The sequence below is a fragment of the Morganella sp. GD04133 genome (genome assembly GCF_029835375.1).
In the GTDB taxonomy this organism is placed as follows: Bacteria; Pseudomonadota; Gammaproteobacteria; order Enterobacterales; family Enterobacteriaceae; genus Morganella; species Morganella morganii_B.
Genome location: NZ_JAODZS010000004.1, coordinates 49293 through 75097 on the forward strand (window position 1 = coordinate 49293; position 25805 = coordinate 75097).

25 protein-coding genes and 1 other RNA gene are annotated in these 25805 nt (G+C 53.2%); 7 read left to right on the forward strand and 19 right to left on the reverse strand.

Going from position 1 to position 25805, the window contains the following annotated elements; all coding sequences use genetic code 11:
* Positions 1-51 precede the first annotated feature (51 nt).
* From lysS to xerD, 5 genes are all read right to left on the reverse strand, one after another.
* Positions 52-1569 (reverse strand): lysine--tRNA ligase, encoded by a 1518-nt coding sequence (gene lysS / locus N7387_RS02665; protein WP_262860703.1) that lies wholly within the window; start codon positions 1567-1569, stop codon positions 52-54.
* Between the two features lie 9 nt (positions 1570-1578).
* A protein-coding gene (prfB, locus tag N7387_RS02670; RefSeq protein ID WP_096862115.1) for a peptide chain release factor 2 occupies positions 1579-2677 on the reverse strand; the annotation gives its coding sequence in 2 pieces (ribosomal slippage) (positions 1579-2601 and positions 2603-2677; 1098 coding nt in all).
* A 104-nt stretch (positions 2678-2781) separates the two neighbouring features.
* Positions 2782-4515, reverse strand: coding sequence for a single-stranded-DNA-specific exonuclease RecJ (gene recJ, locus N7387_RS02675; protein ID WP_279796640.1), 1734 nt, complete (start codon positions 4513-4515; stop codon positions 2782-2784).
* A gap of 22 nt (positions 4516-4537) precedes the next feature.
* Positions 4538-5230: a bifunctional protein-disulfide isomerase/oxidoreductase DsbC gene (gene dsbC, locus N7387_RS02680; RefSeq protein WP_262883365.1), complete on the reverse strand. Its 693-nt coding sequence runs from the start codon at positions 5228-5230 to the stop codon at positions 4538-4540.
* A 12-nt stretch (positions 5231-5242) separates the two neighbouring features.
* Positions 5243-6157: a site-specific tyrosine recombinase XerD gene (gene xerD / locus N7387_RS02685; RefSeq protein ID WP_262860706.1), complete on the reverse strand. Its 915-nt coding sequence runs from the start codon at positions 6155-6157 to the stop codon at positions 5243-5245.
* A gap of 133 nt (positions 6158-6290) precedes the next feature.
* Here xerD and fldB point away from each other — a divergent pair, with 133 nt between their 5' ends.
* Complete coding sequence (gene fldB, locus N7387_RS02690) at positions 6291-6809, forward strand: flavodoxin FldB (protein ID WP_004238332.1); 519 nt, start codon at positions 6291-6293, stop codon at positions 6807-6809.
* A gap of 5 nt (positions 6810-6814) precedes the next feature.
* Here fldB and N7387_RS02695 read toward each other — a convergent pair whose 3' ends face one another.
* Both N7387_RS02695 and sdhE read right to left on the reverse strand, forming a co-directional pair.
* A complete protein-coding gene (locus N7387_RS02695; RefSeq protein ID WP_262883363.1) occupies positions 6815-7222 on the reverse strand; it encodes a protein YgfX in 408 nt (135 codons plus the stop codon).
* Positions 7223-7370: 148 nt separating this feature from the next.
* Positions 7371-7658 (reverse strand): FAD assembly factor SdhE, encoded by a 288-nt coding sequence (sdhE, locus tag N7387_RS02700; protein WP_004240904.1) that lies wholly within the window; start codon positions 7656-7658, stop codon positions 7371-7373.
* Positions 7659-7934: 276 nt separating this feature from the next.
* On the opposite strand from sdhE, the gene ygfZ reads away from it, so the two are divergent.
* Both ygfZ and N7387_RS02710 read left to right on the forward strand, forming a co-directional pair.
* Positions 7935-8918 carry a tRNA-modifying protein YgfZ gene (gene ygfZ, locus N7387_RS02705; RefSeq protein ID WP_279796650.1) on the forward strand — a complete coding sequence of 328 codons (984 nt, stop codon included), beginning with the start codon at positions 7935-7937 and terminating at the stop codon, positions 8916-8918.
* 78 nt (positions 8919-8996) lie between these two features.
* Positions 8997-9602: an HD domain-containing protein gene (locus N7387_RS02710; protein ID WP_279796652.1), complete on the forward strand. Its 606-nt coding sequence runs from the start codon at positions 8997-8999 to the stop codon at positions 9600-9602.
* 53 nt (positions 9603-9655) lie between these two features.
* Here N7387_RS02710 and gcvP read toward each other — a convergent pair whose 3' ends face one another.
* The 7 genes from gcvP to N7387_RS02745 all read right to left on the reverse strand — a co-directional run bounded on the left by gcvP (position 9656) and on the right by N7387_RS02745 (position 18900).
* Positions 9656-12532: an aminomethyl-transferring glycine dehydrogenase gene (gene gcvP / locus N7387_RS02715; RefSeq protein ID WP_279796654.1), complete on the reverse strand. Its 2877-nt coding sequence runs from the start codon at positions 12530-12532 to the stop codon at positions 9656-9658.
* Positions 12533-12616: 84 nt separating this feature from the next.
* Positions 12617-13012 (reverse strand): glycine cleavage system protein GcvH, encoded by a 396-nt coding sequence (gene gcvH, locus N7387_RS02720; RefSeq protein ID WP_025152813.1) that lies wholly within the window; start codon positions 13010-13012, stop codon positions 12617-12619.
* 55 nt (positions 13013-13067) lie between these two features.
* Complete coding sequence (gcvT, locus tag N7387_RS02725; protein ID WP_262883359.1) at positions 13068-14162, reverse strand: glycine cleavage system aminomethyltransferase GcvT; 1095 nt, start codon at positions 14160-14162, stop codon at positions 13068-13070.
* Between the two features lie 305 nt (positions 14163-14467).
* Positions 14468-15703 carry an FAD-dependent 2-octaprenylphenol hydroxylase gene (gene ubiI / locus N7387_RS02730; protein ID WP_279796659.1) on the reverse strand — a complete coding sequence of 412 codons (1236 nt, stop codon included), beginning with the start codon at positions 15701-15703 and terminating at the stop codon, positions 14468-14470.
* 3 nt (positions 15704-15706) lie between these two features.
* Positions 15707-16909, reverse strand: a complete 1203-nt coding sequence (gene ubiH, locus N7387_RS02735; RefSeq protein WP_279796661.1) for a 2-octaprenyl-6-methoxyphenyl hydroxylase — start codon at positions 16907-16909, stop codon at positions 15707-15709.
* A 3-nt stretch (positions 16910-16912) separates the two neighbouring features.
* On the reverse strand, positions 16913-18232 hold the full coding sequence (gene pepP, locus N7387_RS02740) for a Xaa-Pro aminopeptidase (RefSeq protein ID WP_279796664.1): 1320 nt from the start codon (positions 18230-18232) through the stop codon (positions 16913-16915).
* 86 nt (positions 18233-18318) lie between these two features.
* A complete protein-coding gene (locus N7387_RS02745; protein WP_025152808.1) occupies positions 18319-18900 on the reverse strand; it encodes a YecA family protein in 582 nt (193 codons plus the stop codon).
* A 149-nt stretch (positions 18901-19049) separates the two neighbouring features.
* Between N7387_RS02745 and zapA the strand changes: the two genes are divergently transcribed.
* The 3 genes from zapA to N7387_RS02760 all read left to right on the forward strand — a co-directional run bounded on the left by zapA (position 19050) and on the right by N7387_RS02760 (position 20312).
* A complete protein-coding gene (zapA, locus tag N7387_RS02750; protein ID WP_262860717.1) occupies positions 19050-19379 on the forward strand; it encodes a cell division protein ZapA in 330 nt (109 codons plus the stop codon).
* A gap of 107 nt (positions 19380-19486) precedes the next feature.
* Positions 19487-19669: non-coding RNA, 6S RNA (gene ssrS, locus N7387_RS02755), on the forward strand.
* Between the two features lie 37 nt (positions 19670-19706).
* Positions 19707-20312 (forward strand): 5-formyltetrahydrofolate cyclo-ligase, encoded by a 606-nt coding sequence (locus N7387_RS02760; protein ID WP_279796668.1) that lies wholly within the window; start codon positions 19707-19709, stop codon positions 20310-20312.
* Between the two features lie 174 nt (positions 20313-20486).
* Here N7387_RS02760 and serA read toward each other — a convergent pair whose 3' ends face one another.
* Together serA and rpiA are read right to left on the reverse strand one after the other, a co-directional pair.
* A complete protein-coding gene (gene serA / locus N7387_RS02765) occupies positions 20487-21737 on the reverse strand; it encodes a phosphoglycerate dehydrogenase (RefSeq protein WP_025152806.1) in 1251 nt (416 codons plus the stop codon).
* A gap of 286 nt (positions 21738-22023) precedes the next feature.
* Positions 22024-22680, reverse strand: a complete 657-nt coding sequence (rpiA, locus tag N7387_RS02770) for a ribose-5-phosphate isomerase RpiA (RefSeq protein ID WP_004238350.1) — start codon at positions 22678-22680, stop codon at positions 22024-22026.
* A 128-nt stretch (positions 22681-22808) separates the two neighbouring features.
* On the opposite strand from rpiA, the gene N7387_RS02775 reads away from it, so the two are divergent.
* The gene (locus tag N7387_RS02775; protein WP_072870594.1) at positions 22809-23717 is read left to right on the forward strand and encodes a LysR family transcriptional regulator ArgP; all 909 of its coding nucleotides are present in this window, start codon (positions 22809-22811) and stop codon (positions 23715-23717) included.
* On the opposite strand, the gene N7387_RS02780 is transcribed toward N7387_RS02775, so the two are convergent.
* The 3 genes from N7387_RS02780 to N7387_RS02790 form a co-directional block, all read right to left on the reverse strand.
* Positions 23714-24439, reverse strand: coding sequence for an oxidative stress defense protein (locus tag N7387_RS02780; RefSeq protein WP_279796674.1), 726 nt, complete (start codon positions 24437-24439; stop codon positions 23714-23716). The genes N7387_RS02775 and N7387_RS02780 overlap by 4 nt on opposite strands.
* A gap of 91 nt (positions 24440-24530) precedes the next feature.
* Positions 24531-25154 (reverse strand): arginine exporter ArgO, encoded by a 624-nt coding sequence (argO, locus tag N7387_RS02785; RefSeq protein ID WP_279796675.1) that lies wholly within the window; start codon positions 25152-25154, stop codon positions 24531-24533.
* Between the two features lie 126 nt (positions 25155-25280).
* Entirely contained in the window at positions 25281-25766 is a 486-nt protein-coding gene (locus N7387_RS02790; protein WP_262860723.1) for a hypothetical protein, read from the reverse strand.
* Between the last annotated feature and the right edge of the window lie 39 nt (positions 25767-25805).

Below are 25805 nucleotides of genomic sequence, written 5' to 3' on the forward strand. Positions count from 1 at the left end.
AAAAAAAAGCCCCACAAATTTGTGAGGCCCCGTATTCATTTACTGCAGCAATTATTTTCCCGGACGCATTGCAGGGAACAGGATGACGTCACGGATGGTGTGGCTGTCAGTAAACAGCATAACCATACGGTCGATCCCGATACCCAGACCCGCTGTCGGCGGCAGACCGTGCTCCAGTGCGACAACATAGTCTTCGTCATAGAACATCGCTTCGTCATCACCGGCGTCTTTCTGGCGGACCTGCTCGGCAAAACGTTCTGCCTGATCTTCCGCATCGTTCAGCTCGGAGAAACCGTTACCGATTTCACGGCCGCCGATAAAGAATTCAAAGCGGTCAGTAATAAACGGATTATCGTCATTACGGCGTGCCAGCGGAGAAACTTCTGCCGGATATTCAATGATGAATGTCGGCTGGATCAGATGGCTTTCTGCCACTTCCTCGAAGATTTCACACTGTACGCGGCCCAGACCCCATGATTTTTCAATTTTGATGTTCAGGGATTTCGCGATAGCAACCGCTTTATCCATATCATCCAGATCCGCCATATTGGTTTCCGGACGATATTTGCAGATAGCTTCTTTCATGGTGAGTTTGGCAAACGGTTTGCCGAAATCGAATTCCTGGTCACCGTATTTCACAACCGGGTTGCCCAGCACATCCTGCGCAATAGTACGGAACAGCTCTTCGGTCAGCGCAATCAGGTCTTTATAATCAGCATACGCCATATAAAGTTCCATCATGGTGAATTCCGGGTTGTGACGCGGAGAAACCCCTTCGTTACGGAAGTTACGGTTGATTTCAAACACACGCTCAAAACCACCGACCACCAGACGCTTCAGATACAGTTCCGGTGCAATACGCAGATACATATCGATATCCAGCGCATTGTGATGGGTAACAAACGGACGCGCACTTGCCCCGCCCGGGATCACCTGCATCATCGGGGTTTCCACTTCCATAAACCCTTTGTTCACCATGAATTTACGGATTTCAGCCAGAATACGTGAACGCACCGCAAAGGTATGACGGGATTCATCGTTGGCGATCAGATCCAGATAACGCTGGCGGTAACGGGTTTCCTGGTCATTCAGACCGTGGAATTTATCCGGTAACGGACGCAGTGCTTTGGTCAGCAGACGGACTTCGGTACAGTGAACCGTCAGCTCACCGGTTTTGGTTTTAAATAACTTACCGCGTGCCGCGAGGATATCGCCCAGATCCCATTTTTTAAAGGATTCGTTGTACACGCCTTCAGCCAGATCATCACGGGAAACGTAAATCTGAATACGACCCGCCGTGTCCTGTAAGGTGGCAAAAGAGGCTTTACCCATGATACGGCGGGTCATCATACGGCCGGCAATCGCCACTTCGATATTCAGCGCTTCCAGCTCTTCCGCGCTTTTTTCGCCATATTTTTCATGCAGATCACCGGATACCGCGTCACGGCGGAAATCATTCGGGAATGCAACGGCTTCTTTTTCACGCAGCAGTGCCAGTTTTTCACGGCGTGTTTTTAATTCGTTATTTAAATCAGGTGCCTGCTCAGCACTGTGTTGGTCTTGTGACATTTTTAATCCTTATAAACCCGCTTTTAAGCTGGCCTCAATAAATTTATCCAGATCACCGTCTAATACAGCCTGCGTATTGCGGGTTTCCACACCGGTACGGAGATCTTTAATACGGGAATCATCAAGCACATAAGAACGGATCTGACTGCCCCAGCCGATGTCGGATTTGTTATCTTCCATTTCTTGTTTATCGGCGTTTTTCTTCTGCATTTCATATTCATAAAGTTTTGCTTTCATCTGACGGAAAGCCTGATCTTTATTCTTATGCTGCGAGCGGTCATTCTGGCACTGTGTGACGATACCGGTCGGAATATGGGTCAGACGCACCGCAGATTCCGTTTTGTTGACGTGCTGACCACCGGCACCGGAGGCACGGTAAACGTCAATACGGATATCCGCCGGATTGATTTCAATATCAATGTCATCGTCCACTTCCGGATAGATAAACGCGGAACTGAACGAGGTATGGCGGCGGCCGCCGGAGTCAAACGGGCTCTTGCGCACCAGGCGGTGAACGCCGGTTTCTGTGCGGAGCCATCCGTAGGCATATTCGCCCATGATCTTAACTGTTGCCGATTTCAGGCCAGCCACATCGCCGTCAGATTCTTCAATAATTTCGGTTTTAAAGCCGCGGCTTTCTGCCCAGCGCAGATACATACGCAGCAGCATGCTTGCCCAGTCCTGAGCTTCTGTACCACCGGAACCGGCCTGGAGATCAAGGTAGCAGTCAGCGCTGTCATATTCACCGGAGAACATCCGGCGGAATTCCAGCTGACCGAGTTTGTCTTCCAGTCCCTTCAGCTCTTCAACCGCTTCGTTAAAGGTCTCTTCGTCATCGGCTTCGACGGCGAGTTCCAGCAGACCGCTGACATCCTCAAGCCCCTGGTCAAGGTCATCGATGGTTTCCACGATGGCTTCCAGAGAGGCGCGTTCCTTACCGAGTGCCTGGGCACGTTCAGGTTCGTTCCAGACGTCAGGCTGTTCCAGCTCGGCGTTAACTTCTTCTAAGCGCTCTTTCTTGGCATCGTAGTCAAAGATACCCCCGAAGCACCGAAGTACGTTCAGTCAAATCCTGGATCTGATTTTTTACCGGGTTAATTTCAAACATGTCTTTTTATCTTTTGTTGATTGTCAGGTAATAATGTGAGAACTGTATATTGTAACGAAAATCCGCTCATCATGACAGCATTGCAACCCTCTTTCGGACTAAAATTAATCCGGCCAGATATGTTCTATCAGTAACTGCACACTGCGCTGTCCGCGGAACTCATTCACATCCAGTTTATAGGCGAGACGAACCCGCTGCACACTGTTGTCCGGCCAGTAATTCACATCAACATTAAAGGCGATACCGTCGAGCAGCGGACCACCGCCTTCCGGTTCAATCATCACTTTCAGGTGTTTTTCACCAACGATACGCTGTTGCAGCAGCCGGAATGTGCCGTCAAACAACGGCTCCGGGAACCCCTGCCCCCACGGCCCGCCTTCGCGCAGCAGGCCGGCGGTTTCCAGTGTCATATCCTGCGGTGACAGCACGCCGTCACTCCAGATAACGCCGTGCAGCAGCCCGGGGTCAATCATATCGTCCACCAGCGCGGCAAATTTATGCTGAAAATCAGGAAAACAGGATTCCGGCAGCGAAAGCCCGGCCGCCATGGCATGCCCGCCGAATGCCGCCATCATTCCCGGATTAAGGGTATCGAGCCGCTCGAGCACATCCCGCAGATGCAGGCCGCTTACCGAGCGTCCGGAGCCTTTCAGCAGACCATCGCCGCAGGGGGCAAAGGCAATCACCGGTCGGTGATAACGCTCTTTAATGCGCGAGGCGAGAATACCGACCACCCCCTGATGCCATTCCGGGTGATACAACGCAATGCCCGATGGCATCTCCGTGGTGCTGTGCTCAATTTTGCTGAACAGCGTCAGCGCTTCCTGCTGCATCCCCTGCTCGATTTCGCGCCGGGTCTGGTTCAGGCCATCCAGCTCATGCGCCAGCATGCGGGCTTTCGCCATATCATCCGTCAGCAGCAGTTCAACACCGACTGACATATCATCCAGTCTGCCCGCCGCATTCAGACGCGGCCCGAGGGCAAAACCGAGGTCACTCGCCACCAATCCGGAAGCCTGTCGTTTGGAGATTTCCAGCAGTGCGGTGATCCCGGCACAGCAGCGCCCGGCACGGATGCGATTCAGCCCCTGATGCACCAGGATGCGGTTATTCTGATCGAGCGGCACCACGTCCGCCACCGTGCCCAGTGCGACCAGATCCAGCATTTCAGCCAGGTTCGGCTCGGCAAGATTCTGTTGTGCGAACCAGTCATCCGCCCGCAGTGATGCCCGCAGCGCGGACATCAGATAAAAGGTTACGCCGACACCGGCGAGGGATTTGGAGAGAAAACCACAATCCGCCAGATTCGGGTTAATGATTGCTTCCGCCGGCGGCAGGATCTCCCCCGGCAGATGGTGGTCAGTCACAATCACGCGGATCCCGGTAGCATGTGCGGCGGCGACACCGTCATGAGAGGAAATGCCGTTATCCACGGTCATAATCAGCTCTGCCCCTTTGCGGCGGGCCTGCTCTGTCACCTGTGCGCTGAGCCCGTAGCCGTCCTCAAAACGGTTGGGGACCAGGAAATCCACCTGCCGGAAGCCCATCCGGCGCAGGGCTCGAACCGACAGTGCGGTGCTGGTTGCGCCGTCAGCATCAAAATCGCCGACAATCACAATCCGCTGATTCTGATGCAGTGCCTCTTTCAGTAATGCGACGGCCTGATCGATACCATTGAGCTGACCATAATTAAGCAGTCCGCGTGCGCCGCGTTCCAGTTGCTCCGCAGAGGTGATCCCTCTGGCGGCATACAGGCGGCATAACAGTTCGGGGCGATCGGGAGAAAGCAGTGCGGTGTAATCCGCCGCATCACGGCGGCGGAGTTCTGTTTTTATCATAACGACCTGATTATACTATTAATTATTTATTTACTAATTCAGCAATTTTATCTGCAGATAAGTAACCGGCAATCAGCGTTCCGTCCTCAAGGACAATCGCCGGGGTACCGGTGATGCCGAATTTCAGGCCGAGATTGTAGTGTTTACTGATATCAATGTTGCAGCTGTCTATCTGCGGGATAGGCTCATTACGGAATGCATTATCCAGCGCTTTGGTTTTGAAGCCGTTACACCAGACAGACTGCATGTCCCGCCCGACTGCCGACTCCGGCCCTTTGCGCGGAAACGCCAGATAACGGACCGTAATGCCTTTATCATTCAGCGCCTTATTTTCATTATGTAATTTCAGGCAGTACGGACAGGTGATATCCGTAAAAACCGTAATAACGTGGTTGCCGCGCTGAGATTTATAAATGATCATCTCATTTTCCAGGCTGTTCAGCTCATCCAGCAGCACATTATTGGTGATGTTTTTCGGAGTTTTGCCGCTCATATCAAACATCGGCCCCTGCAGCAGATAACGGCCGTCATCGCTGATATAAAAAACGCCCTGCGGCGTGGCAACTGCCGAGACCCCCGGTACCGGTGACGGGCGGATCATGGTGGCGGTCATATCCATCTTGCCCAGTGCCGCCCTGATTTCACTTTCCCCGGCGGCTGCACCGTGGCTGAACACCAGCAGAAGCGCCAGTGCGGATGATACAATTTTCAGCATACTGTTTCCTTATCAGCCGCGCGGATGGTGCTGCTGGTGCAGCGTACGTAACCGCTCCGTCGCGACATGGGTATAAATTTGTGTGGTGGATAAATCACTGTGTCCCAGCAGCATCTGCACCACCCGCAGATCGGCCCCGTGATTGAGCAGATGGGTGGCAAAGGCATGGCGCAGCACATGGGGCGAGAGTTTTTCTGTCGCAATTCCCGCCACCACCGCATAATGTTTGATACGGTGCCAGAATGTCTGCCGTGTCATCTGCCGCCCGAGTTTGCTCGGAAACAGCACATCTGCGGCCTGCCCGTTCAGCAGTGACGGCCTGGCCTGTGCCAGATAGACCTCCAGCCAGTACACTGCCTCTTCCCCCATCGGCACCAGGCGCTCTTTATTACCTTTACCGATTACGCGGATCACGCCCTGGCGCAGACTGACATCCGGCAGCGACAGTGACACCAGTTCTGTCACGCGCAAACCACAGGCATAAAGCACTTCCAGCATGGCTTTGTCGCGCAGTTCAAGCGGATCGGTCACATCCGGAGCCGCCAGCAGGTCATCCACCTGGCTTTCACTTAAATCTTTCGGCAGCCGGGCGGGCAGTTTGGGTGCTGACAGCTGAATGGTCGGATCATCCGTCCGCAGTTTTTCACGGTAGCAATACTGGAAAAACCGGCGCAGCGAACTGAGCATCCGCGCCGAACTGGTCGCTTTGTAACCGCGATCCAGCCTGTCTGCCAGAAAAGCCTGCAAATCAAGGGTGGTCAGTGATAACCAGTCCAAATCCTGCGGTGCCAGCCAGTCCGCCAGTGCCTGTAAATCCAGGCGGTAGGATGCCAGGGTGTTTTCCGATAAATTCTGTTCCAGCCAGATAGTATCAAGAAACTGCTCTGTCAGTGCATCACTTTCGCTGTGTTGTACGGCGTCCTTCACCGCTGACCTCCCGTTTGAATTCCCGTGTCAGAATTAACTTATCTTCTGTTACAATACCGTAATCCTGTGATGAAAGCAGCGCACAGAGGCGGTAAGCTTTCATTTTTTACCCGATACACAGCAGAATAAACAGATGAAAATTGGTCTTTTTTATGGTTCCAGCACCTGCTATACCGAAATGGCAGCTGAAAAAATCCGTGATATTTTAGGTGATGATCTCGTTGAACTCCATGATGTGAAAGAGACAGATCTGCAACTGATGGAAAGCTACCCGGTGCTGATCCTCGGTATTCCGACCTGGGATTTCGGTGAAATCCAGGAAGACTGGCTGGCGGTGTGGGAGCAACTGCCGCAGCTTGATTTATCGGGAAAAATTGTTGCCATGTACGGCATGGGTGATCAGGTGGATTACAGTGACTGGTTCCTGGACGCACTGGGTTATCTGCATCAGCAGCTGCAATCATCCGGGGTGAAATTTGCCGGTTACTGGCCGGTGGACGGTTATACCTTCACCAGCCCGAAAGCCCTGACCCCGGACGGCAAACACTTTGTCGGTCTGGCACTTGATGACGTCAATCAGTATGACGAGAGCGAAGAACGTATCGCCACATGGTGCATGCAGGTGCTAGAGGAAGTGCAGGAACTGCTGTAAGCGGATCAGATATCCGGGTACTGTAAAAGCAGCTGATTAAGGCTGTTCCATGCCTCTTTCGGGACACTGTCAGAGGCTATCCACAGGTATTTCTGCCGCCCGGAAGTCAGTGAGCGCAGATGCAGGCGGATCCCCAGCCGGGTGATATACGGCGGTTTGGTGATTTCCCACTCGCTTTTGCGCCATAAAATCCGGTTCTGATTCTGCAGACTGGCGGGACCGGCACGTTTGCTGATTTTATGTTGTGTCCGCCCCCAGCCAGCAATCAGCAGCAAGGTGAGCGGCAGCCAGATAAATGAGGTTCTGCCGGGCCAGGGCGCAAATAACACACTCAGCGCCAGCGCACCATAAATCAGTGTTGAGAAGACCTGAGTCTTAAATGAGACACGTAATACTGATTTCCACAAAACCACGGCCTGCCCCCTGTATCCTGACACAATGACAGCACCCGCTGTCCGGCTGAGAACCCGGTTATCCCGTGTCCGTCAGCCGGAAAATATACGGCATTCCTTCCCGGTTTCCTATGAAATAACTGTGACCGGTTATGACTTTCTCTGCCGGTCAGTCCGGATAATACGCTGCGTTCTGTGCTGCCATCCGTGCCTGATTACGTTCCTGAATCAGCCGGATGATCTGATACAGCGCCTCGTCATCCGGGCGGCCTTTATTCATCAGCCAGTTAAACAGATCCGGATCCGGACAGTTCAGCAGCTGCACAAAGTCCTGTTTCTGAGCATCGGTCAGCGTGTCATATTCATGCTGAAAAAACGGCATAATCGCAATATCCAGCTCCCGCATGCCGCGACGGCAGGCCCAGTGGATGCGGGCTTTATTTTCAATATCTAACACCGGTATATCCTTTTTATAAGAAGCGGTTTGTCAGACCGGTAAACATAACTGATGATACCAGCGTAGCCTACCAAGCCCTGACAATAAAGAAAATCGTCTGCCGCACATGCCGGAGAAAAATGCGTCTCAGGCGGAAAAATAAATGAAACCCGCAGCTGAGGATTTCATTGTCACTCCGCATACGCCGCATCACACAAAGGGTCAATAATATTCTCTTGCAATGTCTGTTATCTCTTTTACCATACATTGCACAGCTCTCCGGACAGGTAAAACATCATGAACACAGAAACAAATGCATTACGCCCGCAACTGAGTGATTCTCTCCCTCTGACGCTGATTCCCCTCAGTGATCTGGCGCTGGTGACCATCACCGGCCCGGACAGTCAGAAGTATCTTCAGGGACAGGTCACCGCTGATATCGACGCTCTGACTGATGATCAGCACGTGCTGTGTGCCCATTGTGATGCCAAAGGGAAAATGTGGAGTGATCTGCGTCTGTTTCATTATAAAGACGGTTACGCCTACCTTATCCGCCGCAGTGCGCTGGATACCCAGCTCGCGGAACTGAAAAAATACGCGGTATTTTCCAAAGTGACGATTGCCGCTGATGAGAGTGCAGTCCTGACCGGGATCGCCGGTCGCGGAGCGGCAGACGCCTTACAGGCGCATTTCAGCACCGTTCCGGATGCGGACACTCAGGTTGTCGGCAACAATGACACCACGCTGCTGTATCTGCCGCTGCCGCAGGGGCGCTTTATTCTGATCCAAACCGCTGAGCAGGCCGGTGCGTTATCTGATGCCCTGTCTCTGCCGGATGCGTGTGACACCCAGTGGACGGCGCTGGATATTGAAGCCGGTTACGCCGTGATTGATGCGGCAACCGTCAGTGAATTTCTGCCGCAGGCAACAAACCTGCAATCCCTTCCCCGCGGTATCTGCTTTAAGAAAGGCTGTTATACCGGGCAGGAAATGGTGGCCCGCGCCAAATTTCGCGGTGCCAACAAACGCGCTATGTTCACACTTATCGGCCACAGCCGCCATGTGCCGGTCGCTGGTGATGCCGCTGAGCGTCAGTTGGGTGAAAACTGGCGCCGCACCGGGACTATCCTCGCGGCAGTCCGCCTGAGTGATGATCGCGTGCTGGTGCAGATTGTGATGAATAATGATACGGAAGAAGAGGCTGTCTTCCGTATCCGTGAAGATGAAGAAAGCCGCCTGAGTCTTTTCCCGCTGCCGTACTCCTTTACTGAAGAAGCCTGATTTCCCGTCATACCCGGACGCAGAGATACCTTGTCTCTGCGCCTGGGGTATTCTGTATAAATCCGTATTGAGGTTGTTATGTCATCAGCTGTTCCCGCACAGGAAGTCATTCCTTTTTCTCAGTTAATCACCTTTGTGATGGAGCTGGATAAGCTCAAAAGCGTTTACCGCAGAACCCGCCTGCTGAACAATGAACGTCAGGAAAACTCCGCTGAACACAGCTGGCATTTTGCTATGACGGCAATGGCGTTTGCGCCGTATGTTGAAGATGCGGACATGCTGCGCATCCTGAAAATGGCACTGCTGCATGATGTGGTGGAAATTGATGCCGGAGACGTGCTGGTCTTTGATCTGGCTGCCCGCGAAGCGATTGCGGAAAAAGAAGTGGCTGCCGCAAAACGGATTTTCGGTCTGCTGCCGCAGCCGCAGGCGGATGAGTTTCAGGCGCTGTGGAATGAGTATGACGCCGCAGAAACCCGCGAGGCCCGTATTGCCAATATGATCGACCGCGTGATGCCGGTGCTGATGAATCTGCACAACAAGGGTCAGAGCTGGGTGGAAAACAATATTTCACTGGAACAGGTGATTGACCGCACAAAATTTATCGCCGATGTGCATCCGGCATTCTGGGCGTGGTTACGCGCCGAACTGGATACCGCGAAGCAAAAAGGCTGGCTGCACTGATAAAAAAGGCCGGTTGTGTTACCACAACCGGCCTTTTCTTTATCGTTTACCGGTCACTCGTAATCACTCATCGGTGCGCAGGAGCACTGAAGGTGACGGTCACCGTAAACATCATCCAGCCGTTTAACCGTCGGCCAGTATTTGTTATCACGCGTTGCCTGTGTCGGGAATACCGCCACTTCACGGCTGTACGGGTGTGACCACTCCGCTGCCAGTTCAGTCTGGATATGCGGGGCATTCACCAGCGGGTTATCTTCCGCTGTCCACTCGCCGCTGCCGACCCGCTCCATCTCCGCACGAATGCCCAGCATGGCATCAATAAAGCGATCCAGCTCCGTCTGACTTTCGGATTCTGTCGGCTCAACCATCAGTGTGCCGGCGACCGGGAACGACATGGTCGGTGCATGGAAACCGTAATCAATCAGACGCTTGGCAATATCCATCTCCGTAATACCAAACTTCGCTTTCAGCGGACGGATATCCAGAATACATTCATGCGCCACATAGCCGTTACGACCGGTATAAAGTACATCGTAAGCCGATTTCAGCCGTGCTGCGATATAGTTGGCATTCAGGATCGCCACCTGACTGGCCTGACGCAGCCCCTGAGCCCCCATCATGCGGATATACATCCAGCTGATCGGCAAAATGGAGGCACTGCCGAACGGAGCGGCAGAGACCGCGCCCTGAGAGGTCAGCAGCTCAGAAGTGACAATGGTGTGTCCCGGCACAAACGGTGCCAGGTGTTTTTTCACACCAATCGGCCCCATGCCCGGTCCGCCGCCGCCGTGCGGAATACTGAAGGTTTTGTGCAGGTTAAGGTGAGAAACATCCGCGCCGATAAAGCCCGGTGTGGTCACGCCGACCTGTGCGTTCATGTTCGCGCCGTCCAGATAGACCTGGCCGCCGAATTCATGAATAATATCACAGACTTCCCGCACACCTTCTTCATACACCCCGTGGGTGGACGGATAGGTGATCATCACACAGGACAGGTTTTCGCTGTGCTGTTCTGCTTTCGCCCGTAAATCCGCCAGGTCAATATTACCGTCTTCATCACAGGCCACCACCACGACTTCCATCCCCGCCATATTGGCCGAGGCCGGGTTAGTACCGTGCGCGGACTGCGGGATCAGACAAATAGTGCGGTGTCCTTCACCTTTACTTTCCTGATAGCGGCGGATAGTCACCAGCCCGGCATATTCCCCCTGTGCGCCGGAGTTCGGCTGCATACACATGGCGTCATAACCGGTCAGCAGCACCAGCCAGCGGGAAAGCTGTTCTATCATCACATGATAGCCCTGCGCCTGCTCCGGCGGGCAGAACGGGTGCATATTACCGAATTCCGGCCAGGTGATCGGGATCATCTCCGCAGCCGCATTCAGTTTCATGGTGCAGGAGCCGAGCGGGATCATCGCCTGATCCAGCGCCAGGTCTTTGCGGGCCAGGCTGTGCAGGTAGCGCATCATATCCGTTTCGCTGTGATAGCTGCGGAAGTTCGGATGCTTCAGAATTTCCCCTTCGCGGCGCAGCGCGGCAGGAATAGATTCAGAAGATGCGGCAACCTGTACATCCAGCGCATCGATATCCCACTGTGCTTCCTGTCCGGTCAGTACCGTGTACAGATTTTCCAGACACTCACGCTGTGTGGTTTCGCTCAGGGTGACCGCAACGGCACCCGGCAGATCGGTACGCAGGTTGATGCGCGCGGCTTTGGCACGGGCCAGAACGGCTGCTTTGTCCTGCACTTCAATCGTCAGGGTATCAAACCAGGTGGTATTACGCAGACGCAAACCCGCATCTGTCAGCGCTTTCGCCAGTATATCGGTCAGGCGGTGAATACGACCGGCAATCCGTTTCAGACCTTCCGGCCCGTGGTAGACCGCATACATCCCGGCGATATTCGCCAGCAGAACCTGAGAGGTACAGATATTGGAGTTCGCTTTTTCACGGCGGATATGCTGTTCGCGGGTTTGCAGTGCCAGGCGCAGTGCGCGGTTACCGGCGGCATCAATGGATACCCCGATAAGACGGCCCGGCATCGCACGTTTGTAAGCATCACGACAGGCAAAGAAGGCAGCATGCGGGCCGCCGTAACCCATCGGCACACCAAAACGCTGGGCAGAGCCGAAGACAATATCCGCGCCCTGTTTACCCGGTGCTTCCAGCAGGACCAGCGCCATAATATCGGCTGCCACACTGGTGATCACCTGACGCTGATGTAACTGTGCCAGTAAGTCACGGTAATCATGGATCTGCCCGCCGGTGCCGGTCTGCTGCAACAACACACCAAACACATCATCGTAATCAAGGGCTTTTTCCGCGCTATCGATGGTCAGTTCAAAACCGAAGTATTCAGCGCGGGTGCGGATCACATCCAGGGTTTGCGGATGTACATCATCTGCAATAAAAAAGCGGTTGGCATTTTTTTTCTTGCTGACGCGCTTCGCCATCGCCATCGCTTCCGCTGCTGCGGTCGCTTCATCCAGCAGTGAGGCGGATGCCAGCTCCAGACCGGTCAGGTCGATAGTCACCTGCTGGAAATTCAGCAGTGCTTCCAGGCGGCCCTGGGAGATTTCCGGCTGATACGGTGTATACGCGGTATACCAGCCCGGATTTTCCAGCAGATTACGTAAAATTACCGGCGGCAGAATGGTCGGTGTATAGCCCTGGCCGATGTAAGACGTAAACTGCTGATTCAGCCCGGCAATGGTTTTCAGTTCTGCCAGCGCATCCTGTTCGGTTGCCCCTTCACCCACGGCAGGCGGGATATCCAGCTGAATATCATCCGGGACAATATGGCGGGTAAGATCTTCAAGTGACGCCGCACCGACTGTTTTCAGCATATGCAGCTGCTGTTCAGGGGATGCGCCGATATGACGGCGGATAAATTCGCCGCGATTTTCAAGCTGAGTTAACGTTTGAGTCATCGTTCTCCGGTTCCTGACATTGTCTGATTCAATAAAAACCCGAAAAAAAACCCTGTTTGCTCACAAACAGGGTTCCGCAATCCGTCAGTCTTGTTCTTCAGCCTGCAGTTCTGCGTATTTGGCTGCGTCCATCAGACCGGCAAACTCATCCGGATCCGCGATTTTAATGCGGATCATCCAGCCGCCTTCATACGGCTCGCTGTTGACCAGTTCCGGGCTGTCTTCCAGTGCTTCGTTCACGGCGATAACGGTACCGGTCACCGGCGCATACAGATCTGATGCCGCTTTTACCGACTCAACAGTACCGAATGCTTCACCAAATGTGATTTCATCACCGACTTCCGGTAATTCAACAAACACCACATCGCCCAGCAGTTCCTGCGCGTAATCGGTGATCCCTGCCACATACTCATCACCACTCTCATGGCGAACCCACTCGTGATCTTCTGTGTATTTCAGATTCTCAGGTATATTACTCATCGCCAACGGCTCCTGTTATCGGGTTTCTCAAAATTTAACAATAAAAAATAGTTATTCAGACCAGGGCTTTGCCGTTACGGACAAACCCCGGTTTCACGACCTCAACAGGCACTTCACGGTTGCGTACCTGCACAATAGCGGTATTGCCGATCCCCTGCGGGACACGGGCCAGCGCGATACTGAACCCCAGTGACGGCGAGAAGGTTCCGCTGGTGATAACGCCGGTCTGTAATTTGCCGAGCTCATCAGTAAAGCGGACTTCCATACCGGCACGCAGCACACCTTTTTCGCGCATCACCAGTCCGACCTGTTTTTCAGTGCCGTCACGGCGGAATTTTTCCAGTGCCTCACGGCCGATAAATTTCCGGTCTTCCGGCTGCCAGGCAATCGTCCAGCCCATATTCGCCGCCAGCGGATTGATGGTTTCATCCATCTCCTGGCTGTAAAGATTCATACCTGCTTCAAGACGTAAGGTATCCCGCGCCCCTAACCCTGCCGGTTTCACTCCGGCTGCCAGCAGTTTTTTCCACAGGTCAGCGGCCTGCTCTGCGGGCAGCGCGATTTCATAACCTTCCTCGCCGGTGTACCCGGTGGTGGCAATGAAATAATCCCCGCTCTGCACGCCGTAAAACGGTTTCATCCCCGCGACGGCGGCTTTTTGTTCCGCAGTCAGCAGTGTCGCGACTTTTTCTTTGGCATGCGGCCCCTGAACAGCAATCATCGCCAAATCATCACGGACTGTCATCTCAGCCGCAAAGTTTTTGCGATGTTCGTCAATCCACGCCAGATCTTTTTCACGGGTGGCGGAGTTCACCACCAGCCGGTAAAAGTCATCCGCAAAGTAATAGACGATAAGATCGTCGATCACACCGCCGGACGCATTGAGCATCCCGGTGTACAGTGCTTTGCCTTTTTCGGTGAGTTTTGCCACATCATTGGCGAGAAGATAACGGAGGAACTGCTGACATTGCGGACCATGAAAGTCCACGATTGTCATATGGGAAACATCGAACATACCGGCGTCATTGCGGACATTGTGGTGCTCTTCGATCTGGGAGCCGTAGTGCAGCGGCATCATCCAGCCGTGGAAATCCACCATTTTTGCCCCGCAGGCAACGTGCTCACCGGACAGTGGTGTGTGTTGTGCCATTCTATCCCCTTTCAGTCAGACATAGTGCGCAGCGTGTACCGCGCAAACGATACCCTTTTCCTGACGTTATCACCGAATCACAAACGTAACCATAAGAAAAAATTGTGACCGTGTACGCGGACGGAAAAATACGAGCCGTCAGTATGCAGATTTTTCATCTGTCATTCTGAGCCCTGAGGCGCAAAAAAGGATTAACAGGTGATAGTTTTGAATTAAGCGGCGGGAATGCACTAAAACACCGGTCTGATCGACCGGTTAATTTTTAGTGCATTATGAATAAAACTAATGTGAAAAAAGCCCTTAAATTAGATTTTTTCAGCTGATGCCGGTTTCGGTTCACGCAGCCAGTCCGGTATATCACTCAGTCCGCGGGCATGGCGCAGCAGAGCCGGTTTTACGCCCGGCAGTGTGTCCGCCAGCACCAGACCGACATCACGGACCAGCTTTTTCACCGGATTGTTGCCGTCGAACAGCTCACGGAAACCCTGCATCCCGGCCAGCATCATTGCGGCACTCTGCTTGCGGCGGCGCTCAAAACGGCGCAGCCAGAAATAGTTGCCGATATCTTTGCCTTCCGCGGTCAGACGGCGGATTTCGCCAATCAGTTCCGCCACATCCATAAAACCGAGGTTAACCCCCTGTCCGGCCAGCGGATGAATGGTATGAGCGGCATCGCCCAGCAGCGCCAGACGCGGTGCGGCAAACTGACGGGCATAGCGCCCGGTCAGCGGGATCGCCCGCCGCTCACTGACCACTTCACACAGCCCGAGACGCAGATCAAACGCCGCTGCCAGTTTATGGTTAAACGCAGCCTCATCCAGATCCAGACAGTGTTGTGCTGTCAGTCCGGGCAGAGACCAGACAATTGAGCAGTGATGTGCATCCGGCAGCGGCAGAAATGCCAGAATGCCGTCGCCGTGGAAAACCTGACGCGCCACATTCTCATGCGGCAACGCTGTGCGGATGGTGGCGACCAGCGCGTGATGCTCATAATCCCAAAACGAAACCGGGATATCCGCATGCTGGCGCAGCCAGGAATTTGCCCCGTCTGCCCCCGCCACTAAGCGGGTAGTGAGCATGTCGTCATTTTCCAGGGTGATAAAGGCATCGTTTTCACCCCACACCACCTGACGGATTTGTGTTCCGGTGAGCAGCATCACATCAGACAGTGTCTGCACCCGCTCCCAGAGCGCATTGCGGATCACATCGTTCTCAATGATATGACCGAGGTGTTCACAATGGGCTTCCGCCGCGCTGAACGCGATACGACCAAAGCTGTCGTTATCCCACACTTCCATGCCCTGATACGGTGCTGCGCGTTTTGCCAGAATATCCTGCCAGACACCCAACCGCCCCAGTAAGCGCTCACTGGCACTGTTGATGGCGGAGACCCGGACAGCAAACGGTGCCTGCGGATCAAAACGGGTATCCGGTGCCTGCTTTTCAATCACGGCAATGCGCAGCCCGCAGCCGTGCAGACCACAGGCCAGTGCCAGCCCGACCATGCCGCCACCGGCAATTACCACATCATATGACTGCATTGTTTATCCTCTTTCCGTGGCGGTATTACGCGGCTGCGCGACCCAGCCGAGTGTCTGTTTTGCCAGCCGGTTGCGCAGAAACGGCAGCATTTCCATTGCCATCAGACCGGCATTCCGTCCGGCGGCCAGCGGGAAGCAGCGATTGGAGAAAAGGCGCACCAGGCTGTCGGTCAGGGTCATTGTCGCCTGCCGGTCAGCCTCGCGGGCGGCCTGATAGTGCATCAGCACACGGTACTGACCAATATCTTCCTGTGATAAAAACGCCTGACTGATAACCTCCGCCAGTGCCATCACATCACGCATGCCCAGGTTAAACCCCTGGCCGGCGATTGGATGGAGTGTCTGCGAAGCGTTACCCACCAGCGCCAGGCGGTGGGAAATCTGAGCGTGCGCGGCACTCAGGGTCAGCGGATAACAGTGACGGGCACCGGCAGTGACGATTTTACCCAGCTGCCAGCCAAAGGCTTTCTGCAATTCGCGGCAGAAGGTCTCATCATCCCATTCATGCACGGCTTCCGCATGCTCTGCACGGTGACACCAGACCAGCGAACTGCGCCCTTCTGTCATCGGCAGCATAGCCAGCGGCCCCTGTGGCGTAAAACGCTCAAACGCCCGCCCCTGCGGATCCAATTCCGTCATCACATTGGCGATCACCGCCACCTGCTCATACGGGGTATCCGTCCACTGCATACCGCATTGTTGTGCAACCGCAGAGTGACTGCCATCCGCCGCGATAAGAATCTGCCCGTTCAGTGTTTTGCCGCTGTCCAAATGAACACTGACCGAGTCCATCGTGCGGGTAATATTTTTTACGCTGTCAGGACAATACAATGTGACATTTTCTGCTTTTGCCAGTTCGGCAAACAAGGTTTGCCCGGCATCATACAGCTCAATCACCTGTCCGAGCGCATCAATATCATAATCACCGGCGGTAATATTCACACAGCCGGTATGCCCCTGATCAGACACATGCACCCGGGTAATCGGCGCCGCATGCGCTTTCAGTGCGGACCACAGCCCGATTTTTTCCAGCCGCTGACAGGTACCGTACGCCAGGGCAATCGCCCGCGCATCAAACCCCGGATGATGGTCATCCGGTAATCTGGCTTCCGCCAGTGCAACGGGAAGCCTGCCGTGACTGAGGCGGGAAAGCGCCAGCGCCAGTGTTGCGCCGGTCATTCCGCCCCCGGTGATTATCACACTCATTAATTATTCAGCCTGTTTTGCCTGCGCCATCAGCGCTTCAATATCATCTGCGGTTTTGACCACTGATGCGGTCAGGTTTTCGTTTCCGTCCGCCGTGATGACAATATCATCCTCAATACGGACACCAATGCCGCGATATGCCTCCGGCACATCCGCATCCGGCGCGATATACAGCCCCGGTTCGATGGTCAGCACCATGCCCGGCTCCAGGATACGGTCGCGGTCTGTACCGTAATGACCGACATCATGCACATCCAATCCTAACCAGTGGCTGAGACTATGCATGAAAAAGGCGCGGTATGCTTTGGTCTCGATCAAATGCGGGACATCCCCGGTCAGTAAGCCGAGTTTTACCAGCCCTTCCGTCATGATTTCCACCACGCGATCTGTCACCTCTGCAATGGAAGTACCGGGGCGGTAGAGTTCAAGAGAGACATTCAGGGTTTCCAGCACCAGATCATAGATTTCACGCTGTTCTTTGCTGAATTTACCGTTCACCGGGAAGGTGCGGGTGATATCCCCGGCATAGCCTTCAATTTCACATCCCGCGTCGATCAGCACCAAATCGCCGTCTTTCATCCGGCATTCGTTTTCGGTGTAATGCAGAATGCAGCCGTTCTCGCCGCTGCCGACAATGGTGTTATAGGACGGGAAGCGCGCGCCGTTACTGACAAACTCGTGTTCAATTTCGCCCTGTAACTGGTATTCGTACATACCCGGACGGCATTTTTCCATCGCGCGGGTGTGTGCCAGTGCGCTGACTTTCCCGGCCCGGCGCATGATGTCCAGCTCCGCCGGGGATTTAAACAGACGCATTTCATGGACAATCGGCCGCCAGTCAATAATGGTGCCCGGCGCAGAAAGGTTACGGCGGCTGCCGCGGCGCAGTGTGTCAAGGGCATTAAAGACGATAGTATCGGCATACGCCATTTCGCCCTGCGCAAAATAGAGGGTATCGAGGCCGTTCAGCAGCTGACAGAGCTGTTCATTAATCTCATCAAACGGCAGAGCGCGATCCACACCCAGTTTTTCCGGTGCCGCGTCCTGGCCGAGACGGCGTCCGAACCAGATTTCTGCGGTCAGATCACGCACACGGTTAAACAATACACTGTGGTTATGGGTTTCATCACTTTTAATCAGTACCAGTACCGCCTCCGGCTCACTGAAGCCGGTCAGGTAGAGAAAATCACTGTGCTGACGGTAGGGATACTCACTGTCCGCATTACGCTGTGCCGGGGGTGCCGCAAAGAAAACCGCCGCACTGGCAGGTGCCATTTTTTCCAGCAATGCCTGACGGCGTGAGATAAATTCGTGTTTATTCATACCCTCTTTCCTTGTACGTGTGATGATTCAGAAATCTGATAGTTCAGTGTGCCGCAGATTGTCCGCTGCGGACAGATTCAGATATATCAGTGTAATGTCGGTTTCTGTTCCGGCGCATCAGCCTTTTGTGCGCTGCGCGGTTTCGCCAGCGAGATATAGCACAGTTGTACCGCAACGCGGACATACTCGATCACTTCTTCCAGCGCGTCATCCAGCTCTTCGGCATCTTCTGCCTCATCATAGCCCAGCATGCCGATTTCCCGCAGATCAGTCACAATTTCTTTGACTTCCTTGCGATCACTGAATTTCGGATCCGCCACACCCAGACCTAATAAGAAGTGATTGACCCAGCCTGCCAGCTCATCGGCCCGGGCAAACACACCCGCCTCATCATCAGGCAGCAGTAAATTAAACTGACATTCGGTATCATCAAGCAATTCAAATGTGGTATTAAAGAGAGCGCGCAGCGGCTGTGCCAGAACCTGTGAAAACGCCATGCCTTCGTTGGTCAGGTCATGAATCAGCGCCATCCAGCTCTCATCTGTGTTACCGCCGCAGAGCAGACCCGTGATCAGGCCGTGCATCTCTGACGCGCTCATGGCGACGGCCTGCTGACGCAAAAGTTCATCAAGTGTTTTAAAATCGGGCAGTGTTTTATCCGGAGTCATTATTTTGCTCACCAGTCGGGTTTCAGTTCATGATATGCTACCATCAAGAGGCGCCGCTGTACCAGATAAGGGCTGCGGCCTGCTGCTATAACGTACACAATTCACGTCACACAGGATAATATCCTGTTGCAGAACCAAAGGAAGATTTCATGTCTGCACAACCCGTTGATATCCAGATATTCGGGCGTTCCATGCGCGTTAATTGTCCACCGGAACAAAGAGAAGCTCTGCTCGCTTCTGCTGCGGAGCTTGAACAACGGTTACAGGACCTGAAAGAACGCAGCCGGGTGTCCAACACAGAACAGCTCGTTTTTATCGTCGCGCTAAACATCTGTCACGAACTGACACAAGAAAAATTGAAAACGCGCGATTATGCCTATAACATGGAACAAAAGATAAAACTGTTACAGCAGACTATCGAGCAGGCGCTGCATGACCAAACCCGTATCACGGAGCGCCAGGTAACACCTATTGAATAAAATTGTTTAGAAATCAGTCACTAGACAAAAAAATTTCGAAATTAGGTTGCAATCTCCGCCTGATTTCATACAATGAGTTTAAGAACAGCGTTACACAACGTTCACAAAATTCTCTGAGATGTTTGTCTGCGGGTCAGTCCCCTGAGCCGATATTGATACAGACAGAATGTGGTGATTTGTCACCGGTGAGCATACCTGATTCGTTCAGGCAGCCTAATGGAAGCAACACCGCGTTCACCTTGAACCAAGGGTTCAAGGGTTACAGCCTGCGACGGCATCTTGGAGACCTCCCTCTTCTTTATCGCCTGATATTTCGCTGATTTCACTATGACTCATGACCCGTTGTTACAAGCGCGGCATCATCTGCGTCAGTTAATCCGCAACAAACGCCGTGCGCTGACACTTCAGCAGCAAAGCACTGCAGCGCAAAACCTTGTTCAGCAAATCATTCATCACCCCGATATACACCGCGCCAATAATATTGCCCTGTTTCTCTCTTTTGATGGTGAGATTGATACCGGTCCGCTGACAGAGTGGCTGTGGTCACAGGGAAAACAGGTATTTTTGCCTGTTCTTCACCCGTTCAGCCGCCATCATCTGTTATTCCTCGCTTATCGCCCTGATACCCCGCTGATTAAAAACAAGTTTTCAATTTCAGAACCGGCATTGGATGTCACACAGGTATTGCCGCCGCAGGAACTGGATATGATGTTTATTCCGCTGGTTGCGTTTGATGAAAAAGGAGAGCGTCTCGGGATGGGCGGCGGTTTTTATGACCGAACCCTGGCGGGCTGGCAGAAGAAAGGATTTTACCCGGTGGGGCTGGCGCATGATTGTCAGCTGGTTGATGAACTTCCCGCCGCACAGTGGGATGTCCCGCTGCCGGAAGTGATCACACCATCACGCCGCTGGTTGTGGCCGGAACATAAATAAATCAGTATAAACAATCAGATAAATAAATAATTCATCTGAAGCTGACAGCGATAGCGGTTAACGGGCAAAAACGAAAAGTCGCGGTAAACACATCCGTGTGCGCTCAGGCGCGTCATCCATGACGCGCATGCTTTTCGTTTCATTTGCCCGTTAACCGCAGAGCAATCACCGCTCTCAGAACAACAGACGCGCTCTGATAGTTCCCGGCAGCGCTTTCAGCTGCAGCAGAACATCATCCGCTTCGTCTTTGTTATTCGCCACAATATCGATCACCACATAGCCCAGATCACCCGCCGTCCGCAGATACTGCGCCGCGATATTAATACCGCGATCAGTAAAGACCTGGTTGATGCTGGTCAGCAGTCCCGGGCGGTTTTCGTGGATGTGCAGCAGACGGTTGGCATTCTGGCCGTGCACCGGCAGAGATACTTCCGGGAAGTTGACCGCCGAGAGCGTCGAGCCGTTATCAGAGTATTTCGCCAGCTTACCGCCGACCTCAAACCCGATATTTTCCTGTGCTTCCTGGGTGGAGCCGCCGATATGCGGGGTAAGAATGACATTATCAAACCCAATCAGCTCAGAAATAAACGGATCCGCCGGGTCATTGTTCGCTGCCGGTTCAGACGGGAACACATCCACCGCCGCACCGGACAGATGTTTTGATGCCAGCGCCTGACTCAGTGCCGGGATATCGACCACCGTACCGCGTGAGGCGTTGATAAAAATCGCCCCCGGTTTCATCAGTTCAAACTCCTGTTTACCAATCATATTTTTGGTGGATTCCGTTTCCGGCACATGCAGCGTGACCACGTCACTCATATTCAGCAGTTCAGACAGATGACGTACCTGAGTGGCATTACCAAGCGGCAGTTTGTTTTCGATATCGTAAAAATAGACATCCATCCCGATGGATTCCGCCAGGATCCCCAGCTGTGTCCCGATATGACCGTAACCGATAATCCCCAGTTTTTTTCCGCGCGCCTCGTAGCAGCCTTTCGCCTGTTTGTCCCAGATACCACGATGGGCTTTGGCATTGGCTTCCGGAATACGGCGCAGCAGCAGTAATAACTGGCCCAGCACCATCTCAGCCACGGAACGGGTGTTTGAGAATGGCGCGTTAAAGACCGGGATACCGCGTTTTGCCGCAGCATCGAGATCAACCTGGTTCGTTCCGATACAGAAACAACCGACAGCGACCAGTTTTTCCGCGCAGGCAAAAATCTCTTCCGTCAGTTGGGTACGGGATCGGATACCGATAAAGCGTGCATCACGGATCGCTTCTTTTAATTCTTCCGTGGATAATGCACCTTTATGATATTCAATATTTGAATAACCCGCTGCTTTCAGACTGTCTACCGCACTCTGGTGTACGCCTTCCAATAGCAGAAATTTAATTTTATCTTTTTCCAGTGATACTTTTACCATGACCCTGCCTTTTGTTAAGTTCCCGAAATGTCCTGTCCTCACATCAAAATAACAAAAAATAACGTCTCCGCAATACACGCTCCTGTATAAGTCACAGAACAAGTCACAGGGAAAAAGCCGGTTTACAGAAGAAAATGAAAAAATGCCGCTGAGCGCTGATATTTTGGCCATATCAAAGACAAAATTGTGATATATATCACCGAAATTTATGATTTAAAAAAAATAAAAAAAGGAACCGTTTCCGGTTCCTTATTCAGCATCTGAATATGACAGATATCGTACTGATTTATTTAATGGTTTTTACGCCATCCTGAGTTCCCATCAGCACCACGTCGGCACCACGGTTAGCAAATAAACCGACAGTCACCACACCGGCGATCCCGTTGATTTTATTTTCCAGCTCAACCGGGTTCAGGATTTCCAGATTGTAGACATCCAGAATCACGTTGCCGTTATCCGTCACCACATTCTGACGGTATTCCGGCTGACCGCCGAGTTTGACCAGTTCACGTGCCACATAAGAACGCGCCATCGGGATCACTTCCACCGGCAGCGGGAATTTACCCAGAATATCAACACGCTTGCTTTCATCCACGATACAAATGAATTTCTTCGCGATAGCCGCCACAATTTTCTCGCGGGTCAGTGCCGCACCGCCGCCTTTGATCATATTCATGTGGTGGTCGATTTCATCCGCACCATCGACATACACATCCAGGCTGTCCACATCATTGCAGTCCAGCACCGGAATGCCGTAGCTTTTCAGTTTTTCGGTTGAGACCACTGAGCTGGATACCGCGCCGTCAATCTGGCCTTTCATGGTTGCCAGTGCATCAATAAAGTGAGATGCGGTGGACCCGGTGCCCACACCGACAATGGTGCCCGGCTTCACGAATTCTAATGCCGCCCAGCCAACCGCTTTTTTTAATTCATCCTGAGTCATGTTATTGCCTTTTCATCGTCATCCTATGCCACCGGCATAGCCCGTGATAATTATAGCAATTATTTCTCCCCCGGAATGCGAATTATGGCATATTGTGAATGACTTATAAAAAAGAGGAGAAAACCGCCATGAGACGACCGGATTATCGTGCCCTGCAGGCGCTGGACGCTGTTATCCGTGAGCGTGGTTTTGAGCGGGCTGCGCAGAAACTTTGTATTACCCAGTCTGCCGTTTCGCAGCGTATCAAACAGCTGGAAAATCTGTTCGGGCAGCCGCTGCTGGTGCGTACCGTGCCGCCGCGTCCGACCGAAGAAGGCCAGAAGCTGCTCGGCCTGCTGCATCAGGTGGAATTACTGGAAGCGGAATGGCTGGGGGATGATGCGGGGAATATTGAGCCGCCGCTGATCTCTCTGGCGGTCAACGCCGACAGCCTCGCGACCTGGCTGCTCCCGGCACTGCGCCATGTTCTGGCGGATCTGTCTATCCGGCTGAATATTCAGGTGGAAGATGAATCGCGGACACATGAACGCCTGCGGCGCGGGGAAGTGGTCGGTGCGGTCAGTATTCAGCCGCGTCCGCTGCCCGGCTGTCTGGCGGATCAGCTTGGTGCGCTGGATTACCTCTTTGTCGCCTCACCGGAATTTGCCGCCCGTTATTTTCCTGACGGTGTCAGCCGCAGTGCCCTGCTGAAAGCACCGGCTGTGGCGTTTGATTATCTCGATGATATGCACATGGCCTTTTTGCAGACCAATTTTGACCTCGCTCCCGGCAGTGTGCCGAGCCACGTGCTCAATTCCTCGGAAGCGTTTGTACAGCTGGCAAAACAGAGTTCGGCCTGTTGTATGATCCCGCATTTGCAGATTGCGGATGAGCTGGAACGGGGAGAGTTGCTGGATCTGACACCGGGGCTGTTTCAGCGCCGGATGCTGTACTGGCACCGGTTTGCGCCGGAAAGTGCCACCATGCGCCGGGTGACTGACGCCCTGCTGAAACACGGGCGTCAGACCTTACGGCAGGAACCGCCTGAAACGGATTAACGTTTCAGTTCAAACACAACATCCACCTGATCGCGGAAATCAATAGTCTGCTGTTCATAGGTTTCATCCGCTGATACTGCTGCCGGTGCATTGGCAGCCAGCATCATTTTACCACGCGCCATCACCGGAACCGGCTGTGGTGCGTTATAACCGATGCTGTAAACGGCACCCAGCTCAGTACCAAAGCCTTTTGCCACGGATTTAGCCTGTGAAATCGCATCTGAAATCGCTTTCTGGCGTGCTTCTTCGCGGTATTTCTCCGGATTATTCACCCCGAACTCCACGGCACTGATATCATTCAGGCCGCTTTTCAGCGCACCGTCGAGCAATGTATTCAGCTTGTTCAGGTCATGCACTTTTACCGTGACAGAGCGGGAGGCGTTATAGCCACGGATAACGGACTCTTCTTTCTCTTTGTCATAGACATAATCCGGACTGGTACTGATATTAGCCGCATTAATGTCTTTCTTTTCAATTCCCTGCGCTTTCAGGAAATCAAAATACTGCGCCACACGTTTATCTGCCTGTGCTTTGGCGGCTGACGCCTCTTTTTCCTTTACGGTCACATTGATAGTCAATGTCGCCATATCAGGCTCAGCCTGGATCACCGCGCTGCCGGAGGTTGAAATATGCGGGCCTGCCGGGGTTTCCGCTGCCTGAACCACAGCCGTGTAACTTCCCAGGGCAACCATCGCGGCAAGAGCAAGAGATTTCAGTTTCATATTTCCTCCTTCTGTTTTAAACCGGTCACATAACAGGATGTTATGCCGGAATTCATAACACTATCACACTCCGGCAAAACAATATTTCGGATTAATAAGAAATATTCAATCCTTTTAAGGCTAATTGTATCGCGATATACCACATCACCGAACCGACAAACAGATTGATAATCCGCTGTGATACCGGCTTTTGCAGCACCGGAGAGAACCAGGCCGCCAACAGCGCCAGGCCGAAGAACCACAATACGGAGGCACAGACCGCCCCGGCAGTGAACCAGATCCGCATATCGGAACCGAGCTGCCCGCCGATGCTGCCCAGCACCACAAAGGTGTCCAGATAAACATGCGGATTCAGCCAGGTAACATCCACCAGCGTCATAATCACCCGCCAGCGGCTGCGGACCACCTGCTCCTGCATGGTCAGCGCGGTATCAGCGGTAAAGACTGCCCGCAGGGCGCCCCAGCCGTACCACAGCAAAAACGCCACGCCGCCCCAGGTGACCAGTGCCATCAGCCACACTGACCGGCTCAGCAGCGCACTGCCGCCGAAGACCCCGGCCGTGATCAGTAAAACATCACTCAGCGTGCATAAAAATGCACTCATCAGATGATACTGTTTGCGACTCCCCTGCTGTAATACAAATACGTTTTGCGGTCCGAGCGGCAATATCATTGCCGCACCGAGTAATAACCCCTGAAAATATGTCGATAACATGCAAAAAATCCCGATAATTATTCAATCCACGCCGGATGGAATGAATATTACCGGGATTTCAGTATTAGTGAAATTAATACCATTAATGGACCATTACTGCGGCTAATAACATACAGAGCAATGTGGTCAGATCCACTCCCAGACCAGACGCACCGGTGTGCCGAGACATTCACTCACACGACGGATAATTTCGTCACGCCCGTTATCCATGCAGACAATAAAACTGTTGTTATAACGGACGGTCAGCCCGTAACACGCGAAACCGCCGGTTTCATCGTAATCCATATCCGGAATAACAACCGGCGCACCGCAGCAGGGCGTATTGCGTGGTGTCAGCGCCGCAGAAATACGCGCCTGTCCGGTGACCGCAAAAATGGCATTCATTTGTGCGCCCCACCAGACGCCGGAAACCTGTTTACGGCAGACCGGACACAGCGGATAACGGAAATTTTCACTGCCGGACCAGAACATCACGTCCGGATCCGCCTGATGCATAATATCGTCAGCCGCCATCCATTCACTCAGATACTGCTCCGCAGCCTGTTGCTGCTCAGCATCCGGGATATAACTCAGTGTCTCAGGAATAAAATGAAGTAAATGCTCGCTCATCATAATCTCTCACAGTACGGCAAAAAAAAGCGGCACCCGAAG

Bases quoted from the DNA above. Each gene is read 5' to 3' on its own strand.
- lysS (WP_262860703.1), bottom strand. From the start codon at position 1,569: ATGTCACAAGACCAACACAGTGCTGAGCAGGCACCTGATTTAAATAAC.
- recJ (WP_279796640.1), bottom strand. From the start codon at position 4,515: ATGATAAAAACAGAACTCCGCCGCCGTGATGCGGCGGATTACACCGCA.
- dsbC (WP_262883365.1), bottom strand. From the start codon at position 5,230: ATGCTGAAAATTGTATCATCCGCACTGGCGCTTCTGCTGGTGTTCAGC.
- fldB (WP_004238332.1), top strand. From the start codon at position 6,291: ATGAAAATTGGTCTTTTTTATGGTTCCAGCACCTGCTATACCGAAATG.
- ygfZ (WP_279796650.1), top strand. From the start codon at position 7,935: ATGAACACAGAAACAAATGCATTACGCCCGCAACTGAGTGATTCTCTC.
- N7387_RS02710 (WP_279796652.1), top strand. From the start codon at position 8,997: ATGTCATCAGCTGTTCCCGCACAGGAAGTCATTCCTTTTTCTCAGTTA.
- gcvP (WP_279796654.1), bottom strand. From the start codon at position 12,532: ATGACTCAAACGTTAACTCAGCTTGAAAATCGCGGCGAATTTATCCGC.
- gcvH (WP_025152813.1), bottom strand. From the start codon at position 13,012: ATGAGTAATATACCTGAGAATCTGAAATACACAGAAGATCACGAGTGG.
- gcvT (WP_262883359.1), bottom strand. From the start codon at position 14,162: ATGGCACAACACACACCACTGTCCGGTGAGCACGTTGCCTGCGGGGCA.
- ubiI (WP_279796659.1), bottom strand. From the start codon at position 15,703: ATGCAGTCATATGATGTGGTAATTGCCGGTGGCGGCATGGTCGGGCTG.
- ubiH (WP_279796661.1), bottom strand. From the start codon at position 16,909: ATGAGTGTGATAATCACCGGGGGCGGAATGACCGGCGCAACACTGGCG.
- pepP (WP_279796664.1), bottom strand. From the start codon at position 18,232: ATGAATAAACACGAATTTATCTCACGCCGTCAGGCATTGCTGGAAAAA.
- N7387_RS02745 (WP_025152808.1), bottom strand. From the start codon at position 18,900: ATGACTCCGGATAAAACACTGCCCGATTTTAAAACACTTGATGAACTT.
- zapA (WP_262860717.1), top strand. From the start codon at position 19,050: ATGTCTGCACAACCCGTTGATATCCAGATATTCGGGCGTTCCATGCGC.
- N7387_RS02760 (WP_279796668.1), top strand. From the start codon at position 19,707: ATGACTCATGACCCGTTGTTACAAGCGCGGCATCATCTGCGTCAGTTA.
- serA (WP_025152806.1), bottom strand. From the start codon at position 21,737: ATGGTAAAAGTATCACTGGAAAAAGATAAAATTAAATTTCTGCTATTG.
- rpiA (WP_004238350.1), bottom strand. From the start codon at position 22,680: ATGACTCAGGATGAATTAAAAAAAGCGGTTGGCTGGGCGGCATTAGAA.
- N7387_RS02775 (WP_072870594.1), top strand. From the start codon at position 22,809: ATGAGACGACCGGATTATCGTGCCCTGCAGGCGCTGGACGCTGTTATC.
- N7387_RS02780 (WP_279796674.1), bottom strand. From the start codon at position 24,439: ATGAAACTGAAATCTCTTGCTCTTGCCGCGATGGTTGCCCTGGGAAGT.
- argO (WP_279796675.1), bottom strand. From the start codon at position 25,154: ATGTTATCGACATATTTTCAGGGGTTATTACTCGGTGCGGCAATGATA.
- N7387_RS02790 (WP_262860723.1), bottom strand. From the start codon at position 25,766: ATGATGAGCGAGCATTTACTTCATTTTATTCCTGAGACACTGAGTTAT.